At 38.1% G+C, this 17649-nt stretch carries 18 protein-coding genes and 1 pseudogene; 5 read left to right on the top strand and 14 right to left on the bottom strand.

The genetic code is table 11. The annotated features are described in order from the left end of the window. Positions 1-36: 36 nt before the first annotated feature. The 5 genes from AAEY62_RS01240 to AAEY62_RS01215 all read right to left on the bottom strand — a co-directional run bounded on the left by AAEY62_RS01240 (position 37) and on the right by AAEY62_RS01215 (position 4961). Complete coding sequence (locus tag AAEY62_RS01240; RefSeq protein WP_101163863.1) at positions 37-486, bottom strand: hypothetical protein; 450 nt, start codon at positions 484-486, stop codon at positions 37-39. Positions 487-753: 267 nt separating this feature from the next. Beyond that, entirely contained in the window at positions 754-1413 is a 660-nt protein-coding gene (locus tag AAEY62_RS01235) for an NADPH-dependent FMN reductase (protein ID WP_350634451.1), read from the bottom strand. 143 nt (positions 1414-1556) lie between these two features. Then, positions 1557-2360, bottom strand: a complete 804-nt coding sequence (locus AAEY62_RS01230) for a hypothetical protein (RefSeq protein WP_165735124.1) — start codon at positions 2358-2360, stop codon at positions 1557-1559. 702 nt (positions 2361-3062) lie between these two features. After that, the gene (locus tag AAEY62_RS01220) at positions 3063-4076 is read right to left on the bottom strand and encodes a DUF5924 family protein (protein ID WP_024608279.1); all 1014 of its coding nucleotides are present in this window, start codon (positions 4074-4076) and stop codon (positions 3063-3065) included. Between the two features lie 135 nt (positions 4077-4211). Further along, positions 4212-4961, bottom strand: coding sequence for a spermidine synthase (locus AAEY62_RS01215; RefSeq protein ID WP_024589322.1), 750 nt, complete (start codon positions 4959-4961; stop codon positions 4212-4214). A 614-nt stretch (positions 4962-5575) separates the two neighbouring features. On the opposite strand from AAEY62_RS01215, the gene AAEY62_RS01210 reads away from it, so the two are divergent. Beyond that, positions 5576-6553, top strand: coding sequence for a DUF1852 domain-containing protein (locus AAEY62_RS01210; protein WP_024589323.1), 978 nt, complete (start codon positions 5576-5578; stop codon positions 6551-6553). A gap of 104 nt (positions 6554-6657) precedes the next feature. After that, entirely contained in the window at positions 6658-7692 is a 1035-nt protein-coding gene (locus AAEY62_RS01205) for a methionine synthase (RefSeq protein ID WP_024589324.1), read from the top strand. A gap of 121 nt (positions 7693-7813) precedes the next feature. On the opposite strand, the gene AAEY62_RS01200 is transcribed toward AAEY62_RS01205, so the two are convergent. The 6 genes from AAEY62_RS01200 to AAEY62_RS01175 all read right to left on the bottom strand — a co-directional run bounded on the left by AAEY62_RS01200 (position 7814) and on the right by AAEY62_RS01175 (position 13209). After that, entirely contained in the window at positions 7814-8239 is a 426-nt protein-coding gene (locus tag AAEY62_RS01200) for a retropepsin-like aspartic protease (protein WP_024589325.1), read from the bottom strand. A gap of 123 nt (positions 8240-8362) precedes the next feature. Further along, positions 8363-8950, bottom strand: a complete 588-nt coding sequence (locus AAEY62_RS01195; protein ID WP_350634450.1) for a DUF6624 domain-containing protein — start codon at positions 8948-8950, stop codon at positions 8363-8365. Between the two features lie 71 nt (positions 8951-9021). Further along, positions 9022-9633, bottom strand: coding sequence for a HEAT repeat domain-containing protein (locus AAEY62_RS01190; protein WP_350634449.1), 612 nt, complete (start codon positions 9631-9633; stop codon positions 9022-9024). Positions 9634-10138: 505 nt separating this feature from the next. Beyond that, on the bottom strand, positions 10139-11113 hold the full coding sequence (locus AAEY62_RS01185; protein WP_024589310.1) for a transposase: 975 nt from the start codon (positions 11111-11113) through the stop codon (positions 10139-10141). Between the two features lie 110 nt (positions 11114-11223). Continuing rightward, a complete protein-coding gene (locus AAEY62_RS01180; protein ID WP_197237323.1) occupies positions 11224-11463 on the bottom strand; it encodes a hypothetical protein in 240 nt (79 codons plus the stop codon). Positions 11464-11670: 207 nt separating this feature from the next. Continuing rightward, entirely contained in the window at positions 11671-13209 is a 1539-nt protein-coding gene (locus AAEY62_RS01175) for a transposase (RefSeq protein WP_350634448.1), read from the bottom strand. A 451-nt stretch (positions 13210-13660) separates the two neighbouring features. On the opposite strand from AAEY62_RS01175, the gene AAEY62_RS01170 reads away from it, so the two are divergent. Then, positions 13661-14929, top strand: coding sequence for an IS110 family RNA-guided transposase (locus AAEY62_RS01170; protein ID WP_350604082.1), 1269 nt, complete (start codon positions 13661-13663; stop codon positions 14927-14929). Between the two features lie 56 nt (positions 14930-14985). On the opposite strand, the gene AAEY62_RS01165 is transcribed toward AAEY62_RS01170, so the two are convergent. Continuing rightward, a complete protein-coding gene (locus AAEY62_RS01165) occupies positions 14986-15297 on the bottom strand; it encodes a hypothetical protein (RefSeq protein WP_197236709.1) in 312 nt (103 codons plus the stop codon). Between the two features lie 235 nt (positions 15298-15532). On the opposite strand from AAEY62_RS01165, the gene AAEY62_RS01160 reads away from it, so the two are divergent. Together AAEY62_RS01160 and AAEY62_RS25330 are read left to right on the top strand one after the other, a co-directional pair. Then, positions 15533-15739: a phage integrase N-terminal SAM-like domain-containing protein gene (locus AAEY62_RS01160; RefSeq protein WP_182736427.1), complete on the top strand. Its 207-nt coding sequence runs from the start codon at positions 15533-15535 to the stop codon at positions 15737-15739. A gap of 16 nt (positions 15740-15755) precedes the next feature. Next, a pseudogene (locus AAEY62_RS25330) lies at positions 15756-15887 on the top strand (hypothetical protein); the annotation flags it as partial. Between the two features lie 74 nt (positions 15888-15961). Here AAEY62_RS25330 and AAEY62_RS01155 read toward each other — a convergent pair. Both AAEY62_RS01155 and mmsB read right to left on the bottom strand, forming a co-directional pair. Further along, entirely contained in the window at positions 15962-16732 is a 771-nt protein-coding gene (locus tag AAEY62_RS01155) for an SDR family oxidoreductase (protein ID WP_197236708.1), read from the bottom strand. Between the two features lie 9 nt (positions 16733-16741). Continuing rightward, positions 16742-17641 (bottom strand): 3-hydroxyisobutyrate dehydrogenase, encoded by a 900-nt coding sequence (mmsB, locus tag AAEY62_RS01150; protein ID WP_197236707.1) that lies wholly within the window; start codon positions 17639-17641, stop codon positions 16742-16744. Positions 17642-17649: the final 8 nt, after the last annotated feature.

Here is a 17649-nt window from a genome sequence, read left to right as displayed (position 1 = left end):
CAATGCACTGTATATAAATACAGTGCATTGTTTTTACTAACTTTCAATAACACGAAGTTGCTTGAGTGATGACACAGCTATGTGCGTTTGATAATAATATTTATTAGTGACTCTTCCACGGCTCATAAAATCGATAGTTACCCGTTTGGCTTCGCCTGTTACTTCTATTGTTTTATCAATAAAAAAGGTGTCTGCTGGTTGTCCGTATTTACTTTGAAGCTCTGCTACCACATTAGGTTGTATTGATACCGTAATTGAACGCCTGTCACGATAATCAGTTTCTGTATTTAAATACAACCAACTCCCCTGAGCTCCCGCCGCTTTAATATGAAACTGGTAAGTGCCAGCAACACCCTTAGGTGCACTTTGCTCAGTTAAAGCGATAAGGTTCATATTTGCAGCCGTACTTTGGCTCATTTCAATTTTATGGGGAACAGAACTACATGCACTAAGCGTTAGCACACTTAGTAAGGCTAGATATTTCAAGACACAATTTCCTTGTTTCTTACACCAATTCGCATAATTCAGTGTTCTATTTTGAGACAAGAAAATCGTGTCGATAACAAAGCAAAAATTTCGTTATTGAGTTGTTCTATATCAAAATTTTTTAATGCCGTTAGCGATTTAATCCCTAAAATTGATTAAGTATTATTGCGGATTGGTATTATGCATTATTAAAAATATGTAGCGTTAATGATACCACTATATGCAGCCATGTTTCTATAATCAATCCAAACAATTAGTTAGCGGGTATTAAGGTGCATTGCGCTGAGAAGGAGCTGTTTTAAAGCTCTTTAGCAAACTTTGCGGGTCAACCACCTCGGTATGGTCTTTAGCAGCCTGCGCCCACCATATTAGTTGGCTAAACGTGCGTGAGAAATAATTAAACCACGATGATTGACTCTCTCCTGCAACAGGTTTGCCATCCTCACTAAACACATCTTGCGCTTTTGGCACGTGGATCATCGCCGATACCGGCAAACAGCCAAGTTCAGATAAAAATGTGCGCATACTAATGGCCGCTCTTACGCCACCCCACTGCCCTGCTGAGTAAGTTACTATTGCACTTGGTTTATACGAAAATAGTGAGCTACCAAAATGATTAAGTAAGTCAGCGAGAGCTGGACTCATGCTGTGATTGTACTCAGGGCTAATCATTATATACCCATCTGCGGCTTTAATTTTATCAGCTAAAAGAGTGAGCTCTGTAGGTGCATTACTTTCAGCGTATGCAAAGTGTGGTTTAAATATGTTTTCGCAAGGAAAATCCAACGTATCAATTAGCTCAAACTCATGATCGCCAAAATGCTCTGTTAAGCATTCTATACAAGCCCTAGAAACCCTTAAGCCTAAGCGAGCTGGTTTTGGTGGAGTGCTATCGCGTACTGTGCCTAAAAATACTAAAAACTTCATATGTAATTCTCAACTGTGTTTAAACGATAGCTAAACACTAACATTTTTTAGTTATTGTGTATTACACATACGCATTGTTCATTGATTCAAAACATACGAATAATTTAAAAGCTGTAAACTCACCCTCGAAAAGCAAACACGCCCTAGTATTGATAACTTAGCCCTACACCACCCCAAAATATATTTCGAAGTGTCTCGTCACCTGCAAAGCGTTTTTCATCTTTATTAACGGCAATGCTATAGCTTGTATATGTGTATAAGGCTAATTGATTAAAAAGCTGATACGACAAGTTTGCAGTAAACTTTACGTTGTTAATTCCGTTGTGCCCATTACTAACATACCCCGCGTTAAACCCCACGCCCGATTGAATATCCAATAATAGTAAATCGTTAATATAAAAATCTTTTTTTACTGCCAACTCCAAAAATGTACCGCTGGCATCAAATGAATGATAAACACTACTTAACAACTGAATATCGTCTGCATAGAGATACGCAAAGTCGAGGCTTAGCTCATTATCGTGAGCGTCAATGCCATCTTCGCGAGCTTTAATATAGTTATAACCTACATACATCTCTACTCGCTCAGATAAGTGAGCGGTATAAATGGCATTTAAATTAAGCTCTGAATAATCACTACTAATACCTTTTGCGGCCCAAGGGATCACCGCAAAGTTTTTATAATTAAACTCAGTAGCAATTGATACAATACCATTACCGGCAAGGTTATCTCGACCTTCGGTTACATATCGGCTTTCCCATAATGGGTGAATATGTAAATCAAACTCTTTATTTTTATAATTTACGTCAGTATGGGTATGCTTAATATTTCCGCCTACACCCACTTCAAGCTCTTGATAGTGCTCTTGTGTTTTTGCTTGTGCGTAAGCTGTATTTGCACCCGCTAGAGTCGTAATAACAAATACATATTTTAAATAGTGAGTCATTTATTAAGTCCAAAACCATCATAAAGGGTAAATGTGGCGCATAGTATTGTTATAAAACGTGTTAGCGCAATAAATGGATGCATATATATTGTTTTATTTATTAGATTTGAAGTATTTACTAAGTATTACCCATAAACTACAAGTTGCAATTAGCTCGGATTTCAACCAACAAACCAAAGCTATATACGCACCGAGCAATGCTCTAGCAGGTACTTAATTTAATAGTTAAAATGATAGTTATAGTACTCACGGTGAGGTGTTCCCTATTGCAAAAACAGGAAAAGTATAAGTAGGAAGTGTAAAAAAGTGCGATAAAGGGGAAAACTATAAGCAGCAATAACTCATTAAGCTGCTTATTATTCTTAAAATTATTAACCTAATTTGTTGGCCAGTTTAGTGATTTAAATAAGCCATAAGGACAATCAGTGCAACATAAAAACAAAAACCGAGTAAGAAGATTAAGTCGACTCTTCTAGCTTTACTCGCTTTATAAGATGCAAAATCCTTAAACTCGCTTTTATACTGCCCAAACGTTACCACTTTTAATAGCAGCCAGCCGGTCGAGTAAAACAAGAAGCTCAAACAAGTTTCAACTATTAGCCAAATAAAAATCTCAAATGCAATACTCATTAACTATGTCCATTAGTTTGGAATACAAAAACTATATCAGCTATGTGTTTAAAATACAGCCAGCTAAGTTAATTAAGGTGTAACAGTAAATTTCGTTAAACCTATTAACTGACCTGATTCGGTGACTACTTTTACTTGCCACTTACCAACAGAGTCACTAGGGAAATTTACCTTGTGGGTCCATGCTCTGTACCCTAGCTCTCTCCCGCCGTTTATATTTAACGTGATCCGATCAACTTCTTTTTTATTATGAAGCCACACATGAAATATTTTTTCATTTAAGCCTCTTGGTGCTTTAACAGCAGTCCAACTATATAAACCTTGATGGTGCAGTGTATAAGAGTCTAACTGTTTAATACTCCCTACTGGCTTTTTATGCTGTAAATCAACTTCATGAGCTAACGTAATATCGGTTAATCGCAGCGCTGCAGGAGGCACAAAGCTTCTTAATTGCCACACAGCAGTGCTCAAAGCACATAAAATCAATACAAGAATAGGAAAACGCCACCAGCGTGCATTAGGCATTAAATTGTTTAAACTCGGTAGAGTAACCACTACAGCCGTTACAAGGGCTGCGGCTAAGCTTTGGCTCGTTGTAAGGTTCAACAAAATAGGTAAAGTAACAAGCAAAACAACGAATAAAGCAAAGTTATGAAACACACTAAATAACGTGCGATTTCTAGCAAGTTTTTTGTAATAAAAGGGGTCTATAACCGATATAACCGCACACAAAACAATGAGGGAGGTAAAAATTGCTTGAGGATGATCCCACTGTGTAACCGCTAAAAAAAACGGTAAAGCAAAAAATAAGCTTTCTTGCTGCACCATTTGCAGAGCAAAACGCATTACATTAGGAGATACAGCCACACCAAACTTTTCTTCTACTTTGTCACGTAACCAATTATCAATAATTAGCCACAACCAACTAATAAGCAAAAATATCGCAATAACTTGCGAAAAAGACTCTTTTCTATCTACAAGTGCAAAGCTAGCAACGCCCGACAAAAATGCCAACACAGCCAACAATCCAGGTCGCTTTTGCATCGCGCTTATAAATTTAGCGATTATATTTTTACAGTAATCCATGTATGAGTGTTTCCGTACGGGTACGTACTTTATTATTTTTATTCAGAGTATGATTAGTTTAACCAAGTTTAAATGAACAACAGATAGATGGATGGATTCAAACGCGTCATTTACCAGTAAATCAAACTAACCATTTTAATTAAATAAAAGCCCGGCATAGCGCGTCATTGGTACGTTTATTAATTTTTGTAACACGTGAGCTTTAGCAAGTAATTCATCTTCACTAAGTGCAGGCATTTTATTGTTAAAAGCGAACACAATTTTATTACCGCCTTCAATAATAAAACTAAGAATCTTTCCTGCAAATTCTTTCTCAAGAAGTTGATCAAACGCTTCCCTCTGCCCAACTTTGGTATGGCAAATATTAAGTACTAAAACACCATCAAAAGTGAGCGCATTTTTACAATCGCGTAAGTAGGATGATTGCACCTGATCTGATTCCATCCCATCTGAGCTATATAAATCAGAAAAAATAACATCCGTTTTTATCTGCGTTTTTTTCATGTAGTTTGCCGCATCATCAATATGAATAAACAAACGTTCTGACACAGGCAGTTCAAAATATTTTATAGCCATATCAGCCACGGCTTTACGGTATTCAACGGTATGTATGGTCAGTGCAGGAAACGCATGATAAAGACTTTTTGCTATAGAGCCCGCCCCAAGCCCCATTATCATCGCGGTTTTTAAGTGTGGAATAAAAAAAAGCGCAGCCATCATAGCTTGCGTATAAGCTAAGCTTAACCCGTTTATATTATTTAATTTAATACAGCTTTGATAAATTTTTCCGTCAAAGCTGAGAATAAGATTTTTTTTTGTTTGATATACATAAACAGGGCCATGCTCATCAATAGTTGATGCAATACAAGTGCCTTTGATATCCACGAATACTCAATAGGTGAGGTGATGAAAAACGAGTATAACTTACTTAACGCACTGGCATTGCCATTAATATGGTTTATAGCCTTTTATTAATTTACAAGCATTTATATACGTACTTAGAAAAGTCGGTTTATCTTTTGAGATTAGATTAGCTAAGGTATCTACTTATATAGCTAGATGGAACTTACCCGTGACGACATTTATTATAAACAGCGACTTAACATACTAAAAATTTGGCTAATGTACTGTTATAGCTATAAAAAAACCCCTTTGAATATTCCTCATGTTCAACATGAATAAAGTGCACGCCACCACCAAAGAAGTCTAAACGGCTAAACATCTATCTTTTATTTTTATCGATTTATGCCTTTTTATCGTCAATTACTACGTAATCGAATTTAACAATAATGATTAATGAATATGACTCATGTTTTATGTGAAATTAAACCGTTTTTCTTCATATACCAATCAACGTATAAATTACTCATCCCTTAGCGCTAAACACTATTGCTAACAACTTAAAGCTGCTAAATAACAAAACCAGCTAAGTAAGTTGCAAGGCTAATAAAGCGCAGAGCATCAATCAGGTTTAAATTATAAAATTGGATATAAACACGATGAAAAAAGATTTTACATTTAATATAAAGAGCGTTTCACTCGATGAAAATTATCATCCATCAACTAATACGCGTATCACAACCAACTTTGCTAATTTAGCCAGAGGTGAATACCGCAAAGCAAACTTGCGTAACGCCTTAAACATGATTAACAACCGTTTTAATGCCCTAGCCCACTGGGATAACACCAAAGGTGAGCGTTATGCTGTTGAGCTTGAAATTGTCTCTGTTGAGATAGGTATTGAAGATGGCGGCGAAAGCTTCCCCTCTATCGAAATATTAAAAACAAATATTGTTGACCATAAAACTAATAAGCGCATTGAAGGCATTGTAGGAAACAACTTTTCATCGTATGTGCGCGACTACGACTTTAGCGTACTCCTACAAGAGCATAACAAAGGCAAGCCTCAATTTAGTATTCCTAATGACTTTGGGGTTTTACATGGCAAGCTATTTCAGTCATTCGTAAATTCGGATACATACAAACAAAACTTTAAAAAACCACCGGTTATATGCCTAAGTGTGTCAGATAACAAAACCTACAACCGCACTGAAAACCAACACCCGGTACTTGGCGTTGAATACGAGCCAAATGAATCGTCTTTAACTGAGCAATACTTCAAAAAAATGGGCTTGCAGGTACGTTACTTTATGCCGCCAAATAGTGCCGCGCCTTTGGCATTGTTTTTCTTTGGTGATTTACTTAATGATTACAGCAATCTTGAGCTTATAAGCACTATTAGTACGATGGAAACGTTTCAAAAAATCTACAGACCAGAGATTTATAATGCCAACGCAACAGCGGGTAAATCATATAAACCAAACTTAAAAAACTTGGATCACTCACTAACGCAAATTGTGTATGACCGAGAAGAGCGCGGCAAGTTAGCGAATGAGCAAGGCAAGTTTGCACAAGAGCATTTTATCAAGCCGTACCAAAGAGTTCTTGAGCAATTCTCTACTAGCTATCTGTCATAACAACTAATAGTAACAACCAGTTATAACAACTAATAGTAACAACCAGTTATAACGCGCTTAACGATACGTTTAATAATTAACTAAAATATACGGCATTATTTATTATGAAAAAATTACTACCTACATCTATCGCTGGCAGTTTACCTAAGCCTTTATGGCTTGCAGAGCCAGAAACACTTTGGTCACCTTGGAAATTACAAGGTGATGAATTAACCCAAGGAAAACACGACGCCCTACGTTTGTCATTATTTGACCAGCAACAAGCAGGCATTGATATTGTTAGCGATGGCGAGCAAACAAGGCAGCATTTTGTAACTACATTTATAGAGCACCTAAATGGCGTTGACTTTGAAAAACGTAAAACAGTAAAAATTCGTGACCGATACGACGCGAGTGTACCCAGCGTTGTGGGCCCTGTTAGCCGTCAAAAGTCTGTGTTTGTTGAAGACGCTAAATTTTTACGCAAGCAAACCAAACAACCTATTAAATGGGCATTGCCAGGCCCAATGACAATGATTGACACGCTTTACGACGATCATTATAAAAGCCGCGAAAAGCTAGCGTGGGAATTTGCCATAATTCTCAATCAAGAAGCAAAAGAATTAGAAGCCGCCGGCGTTGATATCATCCAATTTGATGAGCCCGCGTTTAACGTATTTTTTGATGAAGTGAACGACTGGGGAATTGCCTGTTTAGAGCGCGCAATTGAAGGTCTTAAATGCGAAACCGCCGTGCATATTTGCTATGGCTACGGCATTAAAGCAAATACAGATTGGAAAAAAACACTAGGAAGCGAATGGCGACAGTACGAAGAAGCATTCCCTAAGCTTCAGCAATCTAATATCGATATTATCTCACTAGAGTGCCATAACTCGCATGTACCAATGGATTTACTAGAACTCATTCGTGGTAAAAAAGTAATGGTAGGCGCAATTGATGTAGCAAATCATACTATCGAAACGCCAAAAGAAGTAGCTAATACGCTACGTAAAGCACTGCAATTTGTAGATGCCGACAAACTCTACCCGTGTACAAACTGCGGCATGGCTCCACTACCTCACCATATAGCCAGAGGTAAACTAAATGCCTTGAGCGCTGGGGCTGAAATTATAAGAAAAGAGTTATTAGAAAAGAACTAGAAAAGTAGCTTTGAAATACAAATTGTAAACAATAACAGCTGTCGCACCATGCCACGGTTAAACCCATAAACATGGCATGATGTGCTAGTTAAAACCGACTAAAGAACAAAGTTTAGGTTAGTTATTTAATTTTTTTATTAAAAAGCTCTAACCTATTTTTTGAAAAATCGATAACTGCTTGGTATTGAGTAAAAAAGGGAGAGCCTAACAAGCCATGTACTCCCTTTTCACCACCCGCGACCTGAACATGGTCAAGATTAAGTGACACAAAGTCAGGACTTTCAAACAAGGCATTTCCAAACTCAATTGAATGAACTTCTATATCCCCCATTGCGTGATCAGAAGTGCCTAAGCCTGCCGCATTCTCAATATTGAGTATTTCTTCAATGCCTAACTCACTTAGGCATCCCCTGTCTAAAACAGATGTCCCAGCGCCAGTATCTAAAATAAAACGTAACAATTTACCGTTAATTTTAGCTTCAACAATTTGGTGGCCTGTTTCTGATATTTCAAACTCAATTACAGTTTTGTTCTCAAATAAATTCATATACGTTCCTTGTTATAAAGTTTTTAAAATCTTACTTACTATTTTCAGCTACCCACAATTAATAGCCAAATTTTACTAGTCGCCCACTTCAGCGCGTTTTGTTATATGTACATTAATTCAAGACTATTTCAGGGTGTTCTTTAATCCCGTACATTTTTCCATTATTTTTAAGTAAAAATCTAAAGAGGGCATATTCATTTCTTCACGCCGTTTATCTACATTAGTTTCATCTTCTATAGGGCTAAACACAACTTTACCTTCACTCACGTCAGCTTGAGTACCATAGATTTGTTTCTTTCCTTGTGCAATAAGAACTTTATCAGTTAAAAGAGCAACTTGTTGTCCGCTAACACCTTCGCCATTCAAATATGATTGCTTTAAATAAGGAAGCATTTTTACTTTAAATGCAACATCAGGAGAATGCTGGATGACTAAAAATGCTGCTCCAACTCCTTTAACTCCGACTAAATCCCTTGTTACCCAATGATGCTTTTTAATGATAGCTTTAAGTTTTCCTGTATTACTTTCATCTATTTTCATCATTTTTTCTAGGAGTGCTTTAGGCGGGCTATGCCACCCAGCTTCTCCTATTTTGTTTCGAATATGTTGATCTTCAATTTCCATTTCAATTAGTTCTTTTTGCAGAGGAAGGTTAATTTCGGCAAAAGAATAAAAAGGTATTATCAACAGTAAAAATAATAGGTAACGCATCAACTGAACTCTCCTTGTACATATAACGCCCCACTGTTATTTGTCCTGTTTGAGTGGCTTGTTATACGTACCTACAACGGAAACCATTTTTTATATTTTTGTTTCCGGGCTAACTCCACAGCATCTATTATCTCGTCTCGTTTTGACGTTGAACAAAAAGCTAAATACTCATCAACCTTTTTCCCCGACCAACCTGGAGCAGCAGCTAAGACCCAAAAGTGCATTCCATCATTGTTGTTTTTAGCGACAACATAATTAATTATTTTTTCTATATCTAGATTCACTGGCACTACTTTAAGCATTGCCATTGCTCGAATAGCTCCGTCAATAAGCATGTCGTTTTCTGTATCTATGGCTTCAAATATCGTTGTAACATCCTGTTCATTTTGCATAGATAATCTTTGGATTGCATCACCTATAGCGACATAAACCATTGTCGCTTCGAAAGTTTGGTGTGCAAGTGATTGAAGGAATTCCAGCGCAGGTTTATAGCCACATTCTCCAATGGCCATAATCATTTGATACTGAGTTTCCCAAGTACGTAAATCTTTAAGTTCTTCTTTTAAAGCACTTAATAGAAAGGGGCCAGCATCAATATTTTTAAGTTTACGTAATTTCTTAGTCGCAGAGCGTCGTTTAGGTGACTTTTTATCCTTAAGCTGCAAAATTATTTCATCTAGCACAAAACCCTCCTGTACGTATAACGAGCCTGTAGATTAACTCGTATTTTATTTATTTTTATTGATAAACAAACCATAGCTGAGTTCCTATTTTGGTTCAATCGATTACTGTATTTTTACGCAGAATATAAAAAGGTTTGGTGTTGTTTTAATTGGCGTTTTAGAAGGGATTACGGGAAAACTAAACATGACAGCCACTCTATTTTTAATCTGGCTATTCACTTTTAGGTTGAGAATTTATCTTTTAAAGGAATACAAACCTGACAGCCACCTTAATCGAACAAACAAAACTGTGCCACTAAATTCAAAAACTAAACAAGACAGCCACTCTATTTTTAATCTGGCTATTCACTTTTAGGTTGAGAATTTATCTTTTAATATTGGGTTACTTTTATTTCATCCATTAAATAAGTCATTAGCACGTTAAAACCTGAATTACACGCATGATAATAACTACATAATTGCAGTTATAATGTTTACTGAATGGTTTTACTGAGTAGCTTAAGTATTATGCGAGTAGCTTTTCGCAGTTGCTAATATTTGATCGCCGTTTCCGCTTTAAGTTTTCACAGTAACTTGCTTGTGAAGTGGGCCTGCCTACTGCACCATGAAATACGCGCGTAAATTGCGTAGTCAGTTTTAACCAGTTCTCTGGAGAGATATTAAGCCTTTCTAACAAAGGTAGGTTCATGTAATCAATATACCCGCGTTTATCCTCTCGTATTATTCGCCCTGTTAACTCAACAAGTTCAAGGTACGATTTAAGCTCAAACGGCAGTCCTTTAGGCATAATCTGACGTGGCATACCTGCAAAACGTAGTAACTGTTTAGGCTGTTTACCTTCTGTCGCGCATGTTAAGCGCTTTTGTACACTGGTATGGTCTGACTCTTCTGGTGTGTTAGCCATTTTAGCCCTAATGGGATTTAAATCGACATAGGCCATGCAGGCCGCAAGGGCTGCTTCATCTAGTAATGCTTGCGATTTGAATCTACCCTCCCAGAATCGTCCTGTGCAGTTATCTTCTTTATTTGCTCTGCGCGCAATGTCTTCATTTAACAACCGCATAAACCAGCTAATACTTGCTAGGCGTTCGCGGTATTGTTTAACCGTTTGGTTGAAAAAGATGAGTTCAACTTTACTTAGCTTTTCACCTTGTACATATTTTTGCGTTAACAATGTGCCTTTACAGAGTTTATGCCAGCGAATAACAATCGCTTTATCATTCAGCCTGTTTGCTTTCTTATCATCTACATATAGTACCAAATGGGTGTGATTACTCATTACGGCATAAGCACATACATCAATACAAAATACCTTTGCTAATTCAAGCAGCTTATCTTCAACCCACCCTCGTCGATGCTCGTAAGATTGACCAGTAAAACGGTCTTCTCCACATAAAAATGCACGACGAACACAGCGTGAAATACAGTGATAGTATTTTGTATCAACCAAACTTACTTGACGCTTTCTTGCGATAGCCATAAGACACCCTGCTTATTTTTTACACTAAATAAACGTAGTCCTTAATTTTAAAAAGATCAAAATTTAGGATGGGTGTCACTGTTAATTAAAATTTAGGATGGGTGTCACTGTTAATTATGATCAACAACAGTAACAAATAGACTTAATGCTCCCAAAACCATGGCTGCAATTATTAAATTTAATGTGATACCTGTAAACGTAACACCATCAGATGAACCTCTACCTGGAAGGTAAAGTTCACCGTGTTGGTAACCATATAAGGCATAACTCAATAATCCTAGCCCCCAAATTATATTGAAGACTCTCTCTGGTTTTGGGATAGAATTTGGAATATTGTACGAACCTTTCATTTGCTAGCTAACGAGCCTGTAGATTAACTCGTTTTTAAATTTGTTTTTATTGATAAACAAACCATAGCTGAGTTCCTATTTTGGTTCAATTGATTACTGTATTTTTACGCAGAATATAGAAGTGTTTGATATTGTTTTAATTGGCGTTTTGGAAGGGATTACGGGTGTTTGAGTGGCTTTTATTTAGGGTGAAAGGGCTTACCCTTCTTAATGCATCGTGTTTTGCAGCTTTTCTATATTATGAACAAGGCAATACAATTGCCATTGCGCATTCACTTTCATTTGACCCCGTAAGGTCAATTTATTCATACCTTTATTCACCGTAATATTCCCGAACACCGGTTCGATACACCCGAGTCGTTTGCTGTATTGTCGTCGACCTATGGGGCTGTCTATTTTTACTTTCATTTTGTCGATATAGCTTAGCTTTTTGCGTGATTCATTATTTATAAACTGTACTTGTCGCCCCGTTTTAATGGGTGGCTTTCGCATGCATTGTTGTTGTAGTGGGCAGGTTTTACAGTCTCTTAAATAACCACAGAATCGCGTGTATTGTTGGCTATGGCTGTTTACATTGACCCCGCTTCGCCACATGGCATTGCCTGCAGGGCAGCGGCATGTTTGCGTTGCCTCATCATAATGAAAATCGTCTGAGGTAAATAACCGAGGCTTGCCTTTTCTGCGTTTTAGTCGCCGTTTTTCTTGCTCTGTTTCGTATGTTTCGCTGTCTTTAAATAGCGGATTTCGTTTTCTAAATTGGTTATCCGCAATGTAGGTATCGAACCCGCTTTGCGCCATAAACTCAAGGTTTACTTCGCTGTTAAACCCACTGTCTGCGGTGAATTTGATAGTGTGTTTATCTGCCATTTTTTCTGTATTGAGTTTAGCAAGCTGCTGTTTTAATTGTGCAACGGCTGGCTGTAAAGTTTGTTGTTCGCCCACTGAGCCCCACGCTTGTGCTTGCAGGATGATTTGATGTTTATCATCGTTTATCGCGATGCCGTTGTAGCCTTGAATTGTCCCTTTTGAGGTCGTCATCTTCGCACTATCTGGGTCAGTGATATTACTTTTAACAGGCTTGCCTTTACTGCCTGTTTTCTCTTCGTGAGTGGCTAAAAACTCGGTGATTTTACCTGCACTTCTATCCAGCTTTTCTTTTTGTTTTAAGTCCTGAGTTATTAACTCTTCGCCCAGTCCATCTTGTGATTGGTGGCGTTCAATAATACGTTTGCTTGCGCGTTCTAGTTTTGCTTTTTTGCGGCTTAACTCATCGAATGTGCCGCTCCACTCTTTACTCGCATTGGACTTTAATTTACACCCATCAATGGCAAACATGTTGCGGCCTATCAAGCCTTCCTCATCACATATCATCAGCACTTGCGTAAAAAGCGGCTCAATCTGTTCATGCATTTTAGCCACAAAACCCGCTATAGATGTGTAATGTGGCTGGATATCACCCGACACACTCATAAATAAAATATTATGCTCGCAAGCCTTTGCAATCCGACGGCTACTGATAAAACCATGTGCATAGCCCAGTAAAATAATCTTTAGCATTACCGAAGGCGGATACGCAGCAGCGCCTGTTTTGTCGTTGTTATACCACGCGTCAAATCCCGATAAATCGAGTTTATTTTCGACGATATAACAAAGGGCATATTCAAATGTGCCAGGCAAAATTTGCTCAGCGAAATTGATAGGAATGAATTTATTTTGACAGGATAAGTCAGGCTTGTAGTTAGCCATAACAGTTTACCGTGGGTGAATAATATCTATTAGATCACAGCGAACACATGGATTCAAGGTTAAAAAGCAACCAACCAAGAATAGTTGGATACGTTCCTAAAAAAAGTAATTCTACAGCCTCAACGCTTTGCTAAGCGGCTAAAAATGGCTGGCTATAATAGCGAGGAACGAGCACAGCCAGCTGTTTGTGTCCGTTTAAGCAACTTATAGTTACTCCGTTCCATTAATTAATGTATTTACCTATCTCATTAATACATGGAATATGCTTCTGTTGGTCACGAATATTTGAGCGGAAACAATCTATGTTTGTAACAAGACTTTCGGACCAACAGGAGTTATTTGTTTCAATACGCATACTCAGGGATTGTCGTAATGCCGACTATCTATAAGACCTGCGAGAAACACTATTGATCACTACCTATCCTTTCACTTTACCTCTAGGAGGCCCAAAATGGAAGCCTTTAACGTTTCAGATTTTGCTGCCCTTATCGGGATCGATTGGGCTGACCGTAAACACGATATTTGTGAAATAAATCGCGACACAAATACACAACACTTAAGTGTGATTTCATCTGATCCTAAGTCAATTAATGCATGGGCGCTTGAGTTAAAACAACGCTACAATGGCAGACCTGTTGCTGTCGCGTGTGAGCTTAAAAAAGGCCCGCTTATATACGCACTCAGTAAATTTAAGCACATTGTATTATTTGTGATTAATCCATCAAGTGTCGCTAAATATCGTGCAGCATTTACGCACAGCGGGGCTAAAGACGATCCTACTGATGCAATTATTCAAGTTGAAATTCTACAACTTCATATGGATAAATTAACAGTTATCAGACCTGATTCGGAAGACGTTAGATGCCTTGCGCAGCTTGTCGAATATCGCCGTAAATTATTACAAGATCGTGTTGATTTAACCAATAAAATAGCCACAACGCTAAAAAATTATTATCCCCACGTGATTGATTGGTTTAAAGAAAAAGACACTCAAATATTCTGTGACTTCTTACTGCGTTGGCCCTCTCTTGCTCACGCTAAAAAAGCGAGAAAACAAACACTACTCGACTTCTTTAATCAACATAATTCCCGCTATCCACTCATTAATGAAAAGCGGATAAAAGAAATAAAGGATGCAGAAATACTCACCGATGATATGGCGGTGATCACGCCAAACTTATTGCTTATTGAATGCCTCGTTCCGCAACTTAAACAGCTGATGTTGGCAATAACACGATTTGATGACGAAATTAAAACATTTTATAAGCAACATGCAGATCGCGCTATTTTTGATAGTTTACCAGGTGCAGGCCCACAATTAGCACCTCGACTATTAGCCGCTATGGGGTCAAATCGTGACCGCTATAAGTGCGCCGCTGACATACAAAAATACGCAGGCATTGCCCCTGTTACCGAACGCAGTGGCAAAAAGGAATGGATACACTGGCGGTACTCATGCACTAAATTTTTAAGGCAAACATTTGTGGAATGGGCAGGATTATCTGTACGTTATTCATTTTGGGCTAAAGCATATTATCGGCAGCAAGAAGGCAAAGGAAAACCTCATAATACCATCATCAGATCATTGGCATTTAAGTGGATACGAATCCTATTTAGGTGCTGGAAAACACATACGCCCTACGATGAATCAACTTACTTAACTGCATTGAAAAGTAAGGGATCACCGCTGTTAAAATTTGCGGTGGAAAGTGAGCTTTAGCGCTTGCTGTCCACCTCAGGGCGTGTTGTTATGAGTTTGAAACTCAAAAATAGAAATTAGTATCCATAATCCCATAATTTTTTCTGAGACAAAATACTCTTTTCTTTGTTTTTCCTAAAAAGATAACCTTGGCTATGACCTTCATCACACAGTATTTTTTTTCGTTCAATATATACAGCAACGACAATTTCATCATCTGGAGGATAAACATCAACAATGATTGATAAGGTAAAGGTTTTTCCATTTAGCGTAACCTTTTCCGAACCAAAGTCATTAATAAGTTTACTGGCATCTTCATATGAACTTATATTCAAAGAACTTAACTTGTTACGTAGGAACTTATGGTAGCCAAGAATATCGATATTCATAGAAGAACTCATAACAATTTTGTCTACGACATTTGTCGTTTTATAAACCGACAAATATCCATATATTACAGTGCATTTATCTTAACCATCAAATAAACACCTGTAAACAATTAGTTAACTGGAAATTATTTTTAATCAATGCACAAATACACCGAAATGGTGGAGATCAGTAATATTGGACAAAACAACAAGTGCTGTCTATATATACAGTTAACTTTTACTAGAGATTCATATCATGAAATCATCTTTTTTAACTATGATAGCCGAACAAATGTATCTAAAGCGTTATGCTAAAAGTACTATTAAAGCGTATTTATACTGGATAGCTTCGTTTATTCGATTTAACTCTATGAGGCACCCAACAACGATGGGAGATAATGAGGTCGAACTTTTTTTAGCTTTTTTAAACTCGTTTAGTCAACCAACAAAATGTTGCTCCTAACACTCAAACACAAGCCTTAAATGCGTTGAGCTTTTTATTTAAAGAAGTGATTAAAAAGCCACTCTCATTAGGTTTTATTAAGAGCAAACGAGCAACTAATTTCACAACAAATTTCCAACGCCGTTATCAGTCCTTTTCAAGATTATAAACTCCCCGATTTAAAACAAAAAAGCACAGCCCACAAGCGCCATGCTTTTAAAATCAATCTTAATCCCGCTTGTTTTACAAACGAATACCGCCGTCTATTTCAACCACGCGGCCGGTAAAAAAGTCGTTTTCAATTATGTATTGTGCAGTATGGGCAATTTCGTCGCTTTCGCCTAAGCGCCCTACTGGCGTTACTGCAAGCATACGTTGTTTGGCTTCAGGCTTCATGGCGTCGGTCATGGCAGTACTTATTACACCTGGTGCAATAGCGCCTACACGTATACCAAAACGGCCAAGTTCTTTAGCCCATGTGGTGGTAAGTGCCACTACGCCTGCTTTTGATGCCGCGTAATTTGTTTGGCCTATGTTACCTGCTCGCGCTACGCTCGACATATTGACTATAACGCCGCCTTTGCCTGATTCAATCATGTGGCTTGCAGCTTCCCGCCCTGCTAAAAACACACCGGTCAGGTTTACATCAATAACTGATTGAAATTGCTCAAGAGACATTTTTTTAACGACTTTACCGTCTTTAGCCTTTATAAACATGCCGTCGCGTAAAATACCTGCGTTGTTTATAAGCACACCAATGTGGCCAAAATCGCTGTTAATGGTATTAAATACGTTTTCTACTTCGCTCTCATTTGTTACGTTTGCGGCATAACCTTTAATATTGCTGGTTACACCTTCAAGCTGTGTTAATTGCTTGCATGCGTTGTTTAATAAGTCTTGTGCCATATCTATTAAAGCAATGTTAGCACCCATAAGTGCAAACTTTTGCGCCATTGCAAAGCCTAAACCTTGTGCGCCACCGGTTATTACTACCGTGTTATTTTTAATTTCCACGCGTTGCTCCTACTTTGAAAACAGTTTAAAAATGGCACTAAAGTCATCACTACCCGCACCTTGGTGCTGCAGCATAGTGTATAAATTTTTAGCCATTGAACCCATAGGGGTTGATGAATTACTTTGCTGCGCGGCTTCCATAGCAAGGCCTAAATCTTTAGCCATTAAATCCACCATAAAGCCAGGTTTGTAATCGTTACTTGCTGGGGCTGTATCCATTACACCTGGGCAAGGGTTGTAAAGTTCAAGCGTCCAGTTTCGCCCAGAACTTGCGGTCATTATGTCGCTAAGTACTTTAGGATCGAGGCCGTTATTAATACCCATTTGCAGTGCTTCGCTGGTGCCTGCCATTAAAATACTGAGTAACATGTTATTACATATTTTTGCTACTTGCCCTGCACCAATATCGCCTGCATGAAATATGTTTTTACCCATATCACTCAGCACTGTATGTGCTTTATTAAACGCGGCTTTCTCGCCGCCTACAATAAAAGTAAGTGTGCCTGCGGTTGCGCCTGCAACACCGCCCGATACCGGTGCATCTACAAAGCTTATGCCTTGTTTGCCAAGTGCACTGCCTACAGTGCGTGCTGATCCTGCATCTATTGTTGAGCAATCAATTACTAATGTATTTTTGCTTAGCACATTAATTAAACCGCTGTCGTCGTTATTACCCAAATACAGCGATTTAACATGTTTGCCTGCAGGTAACATACTAATAAGTACGTCAGCATTGGTTGCGCACTGCTTTGCATCAACTGCGGCTTTTGCGCCTTTGCTTGCAAGTTCATTTACGACCGACTGGTTTAAATCAAACACACTCACAGTATGTCCAGCTTTAATTAAGTTAGCCGCCATTGGGCCGCCCATATTGCCTAAGCCGATAAAACCAATATTGAGTTTAGTCATCGTCTTTC

Origin of the sequence: Pseudoalteromonas sp. GW168-MNA-CIBAN-0100 (genome assembly GCF_040309225.1) — a bacterium.
Lineage (GTDB): Bacteria > Pseudomonadota > Gammaproteobacteria > Enterobacterales > Alteromonadaceae > Pseudoalteromonas > Pseudoalteromonas arctica.
This window is presented reverse-complemented; position numbering and strand designations above follow the sequence as displayed.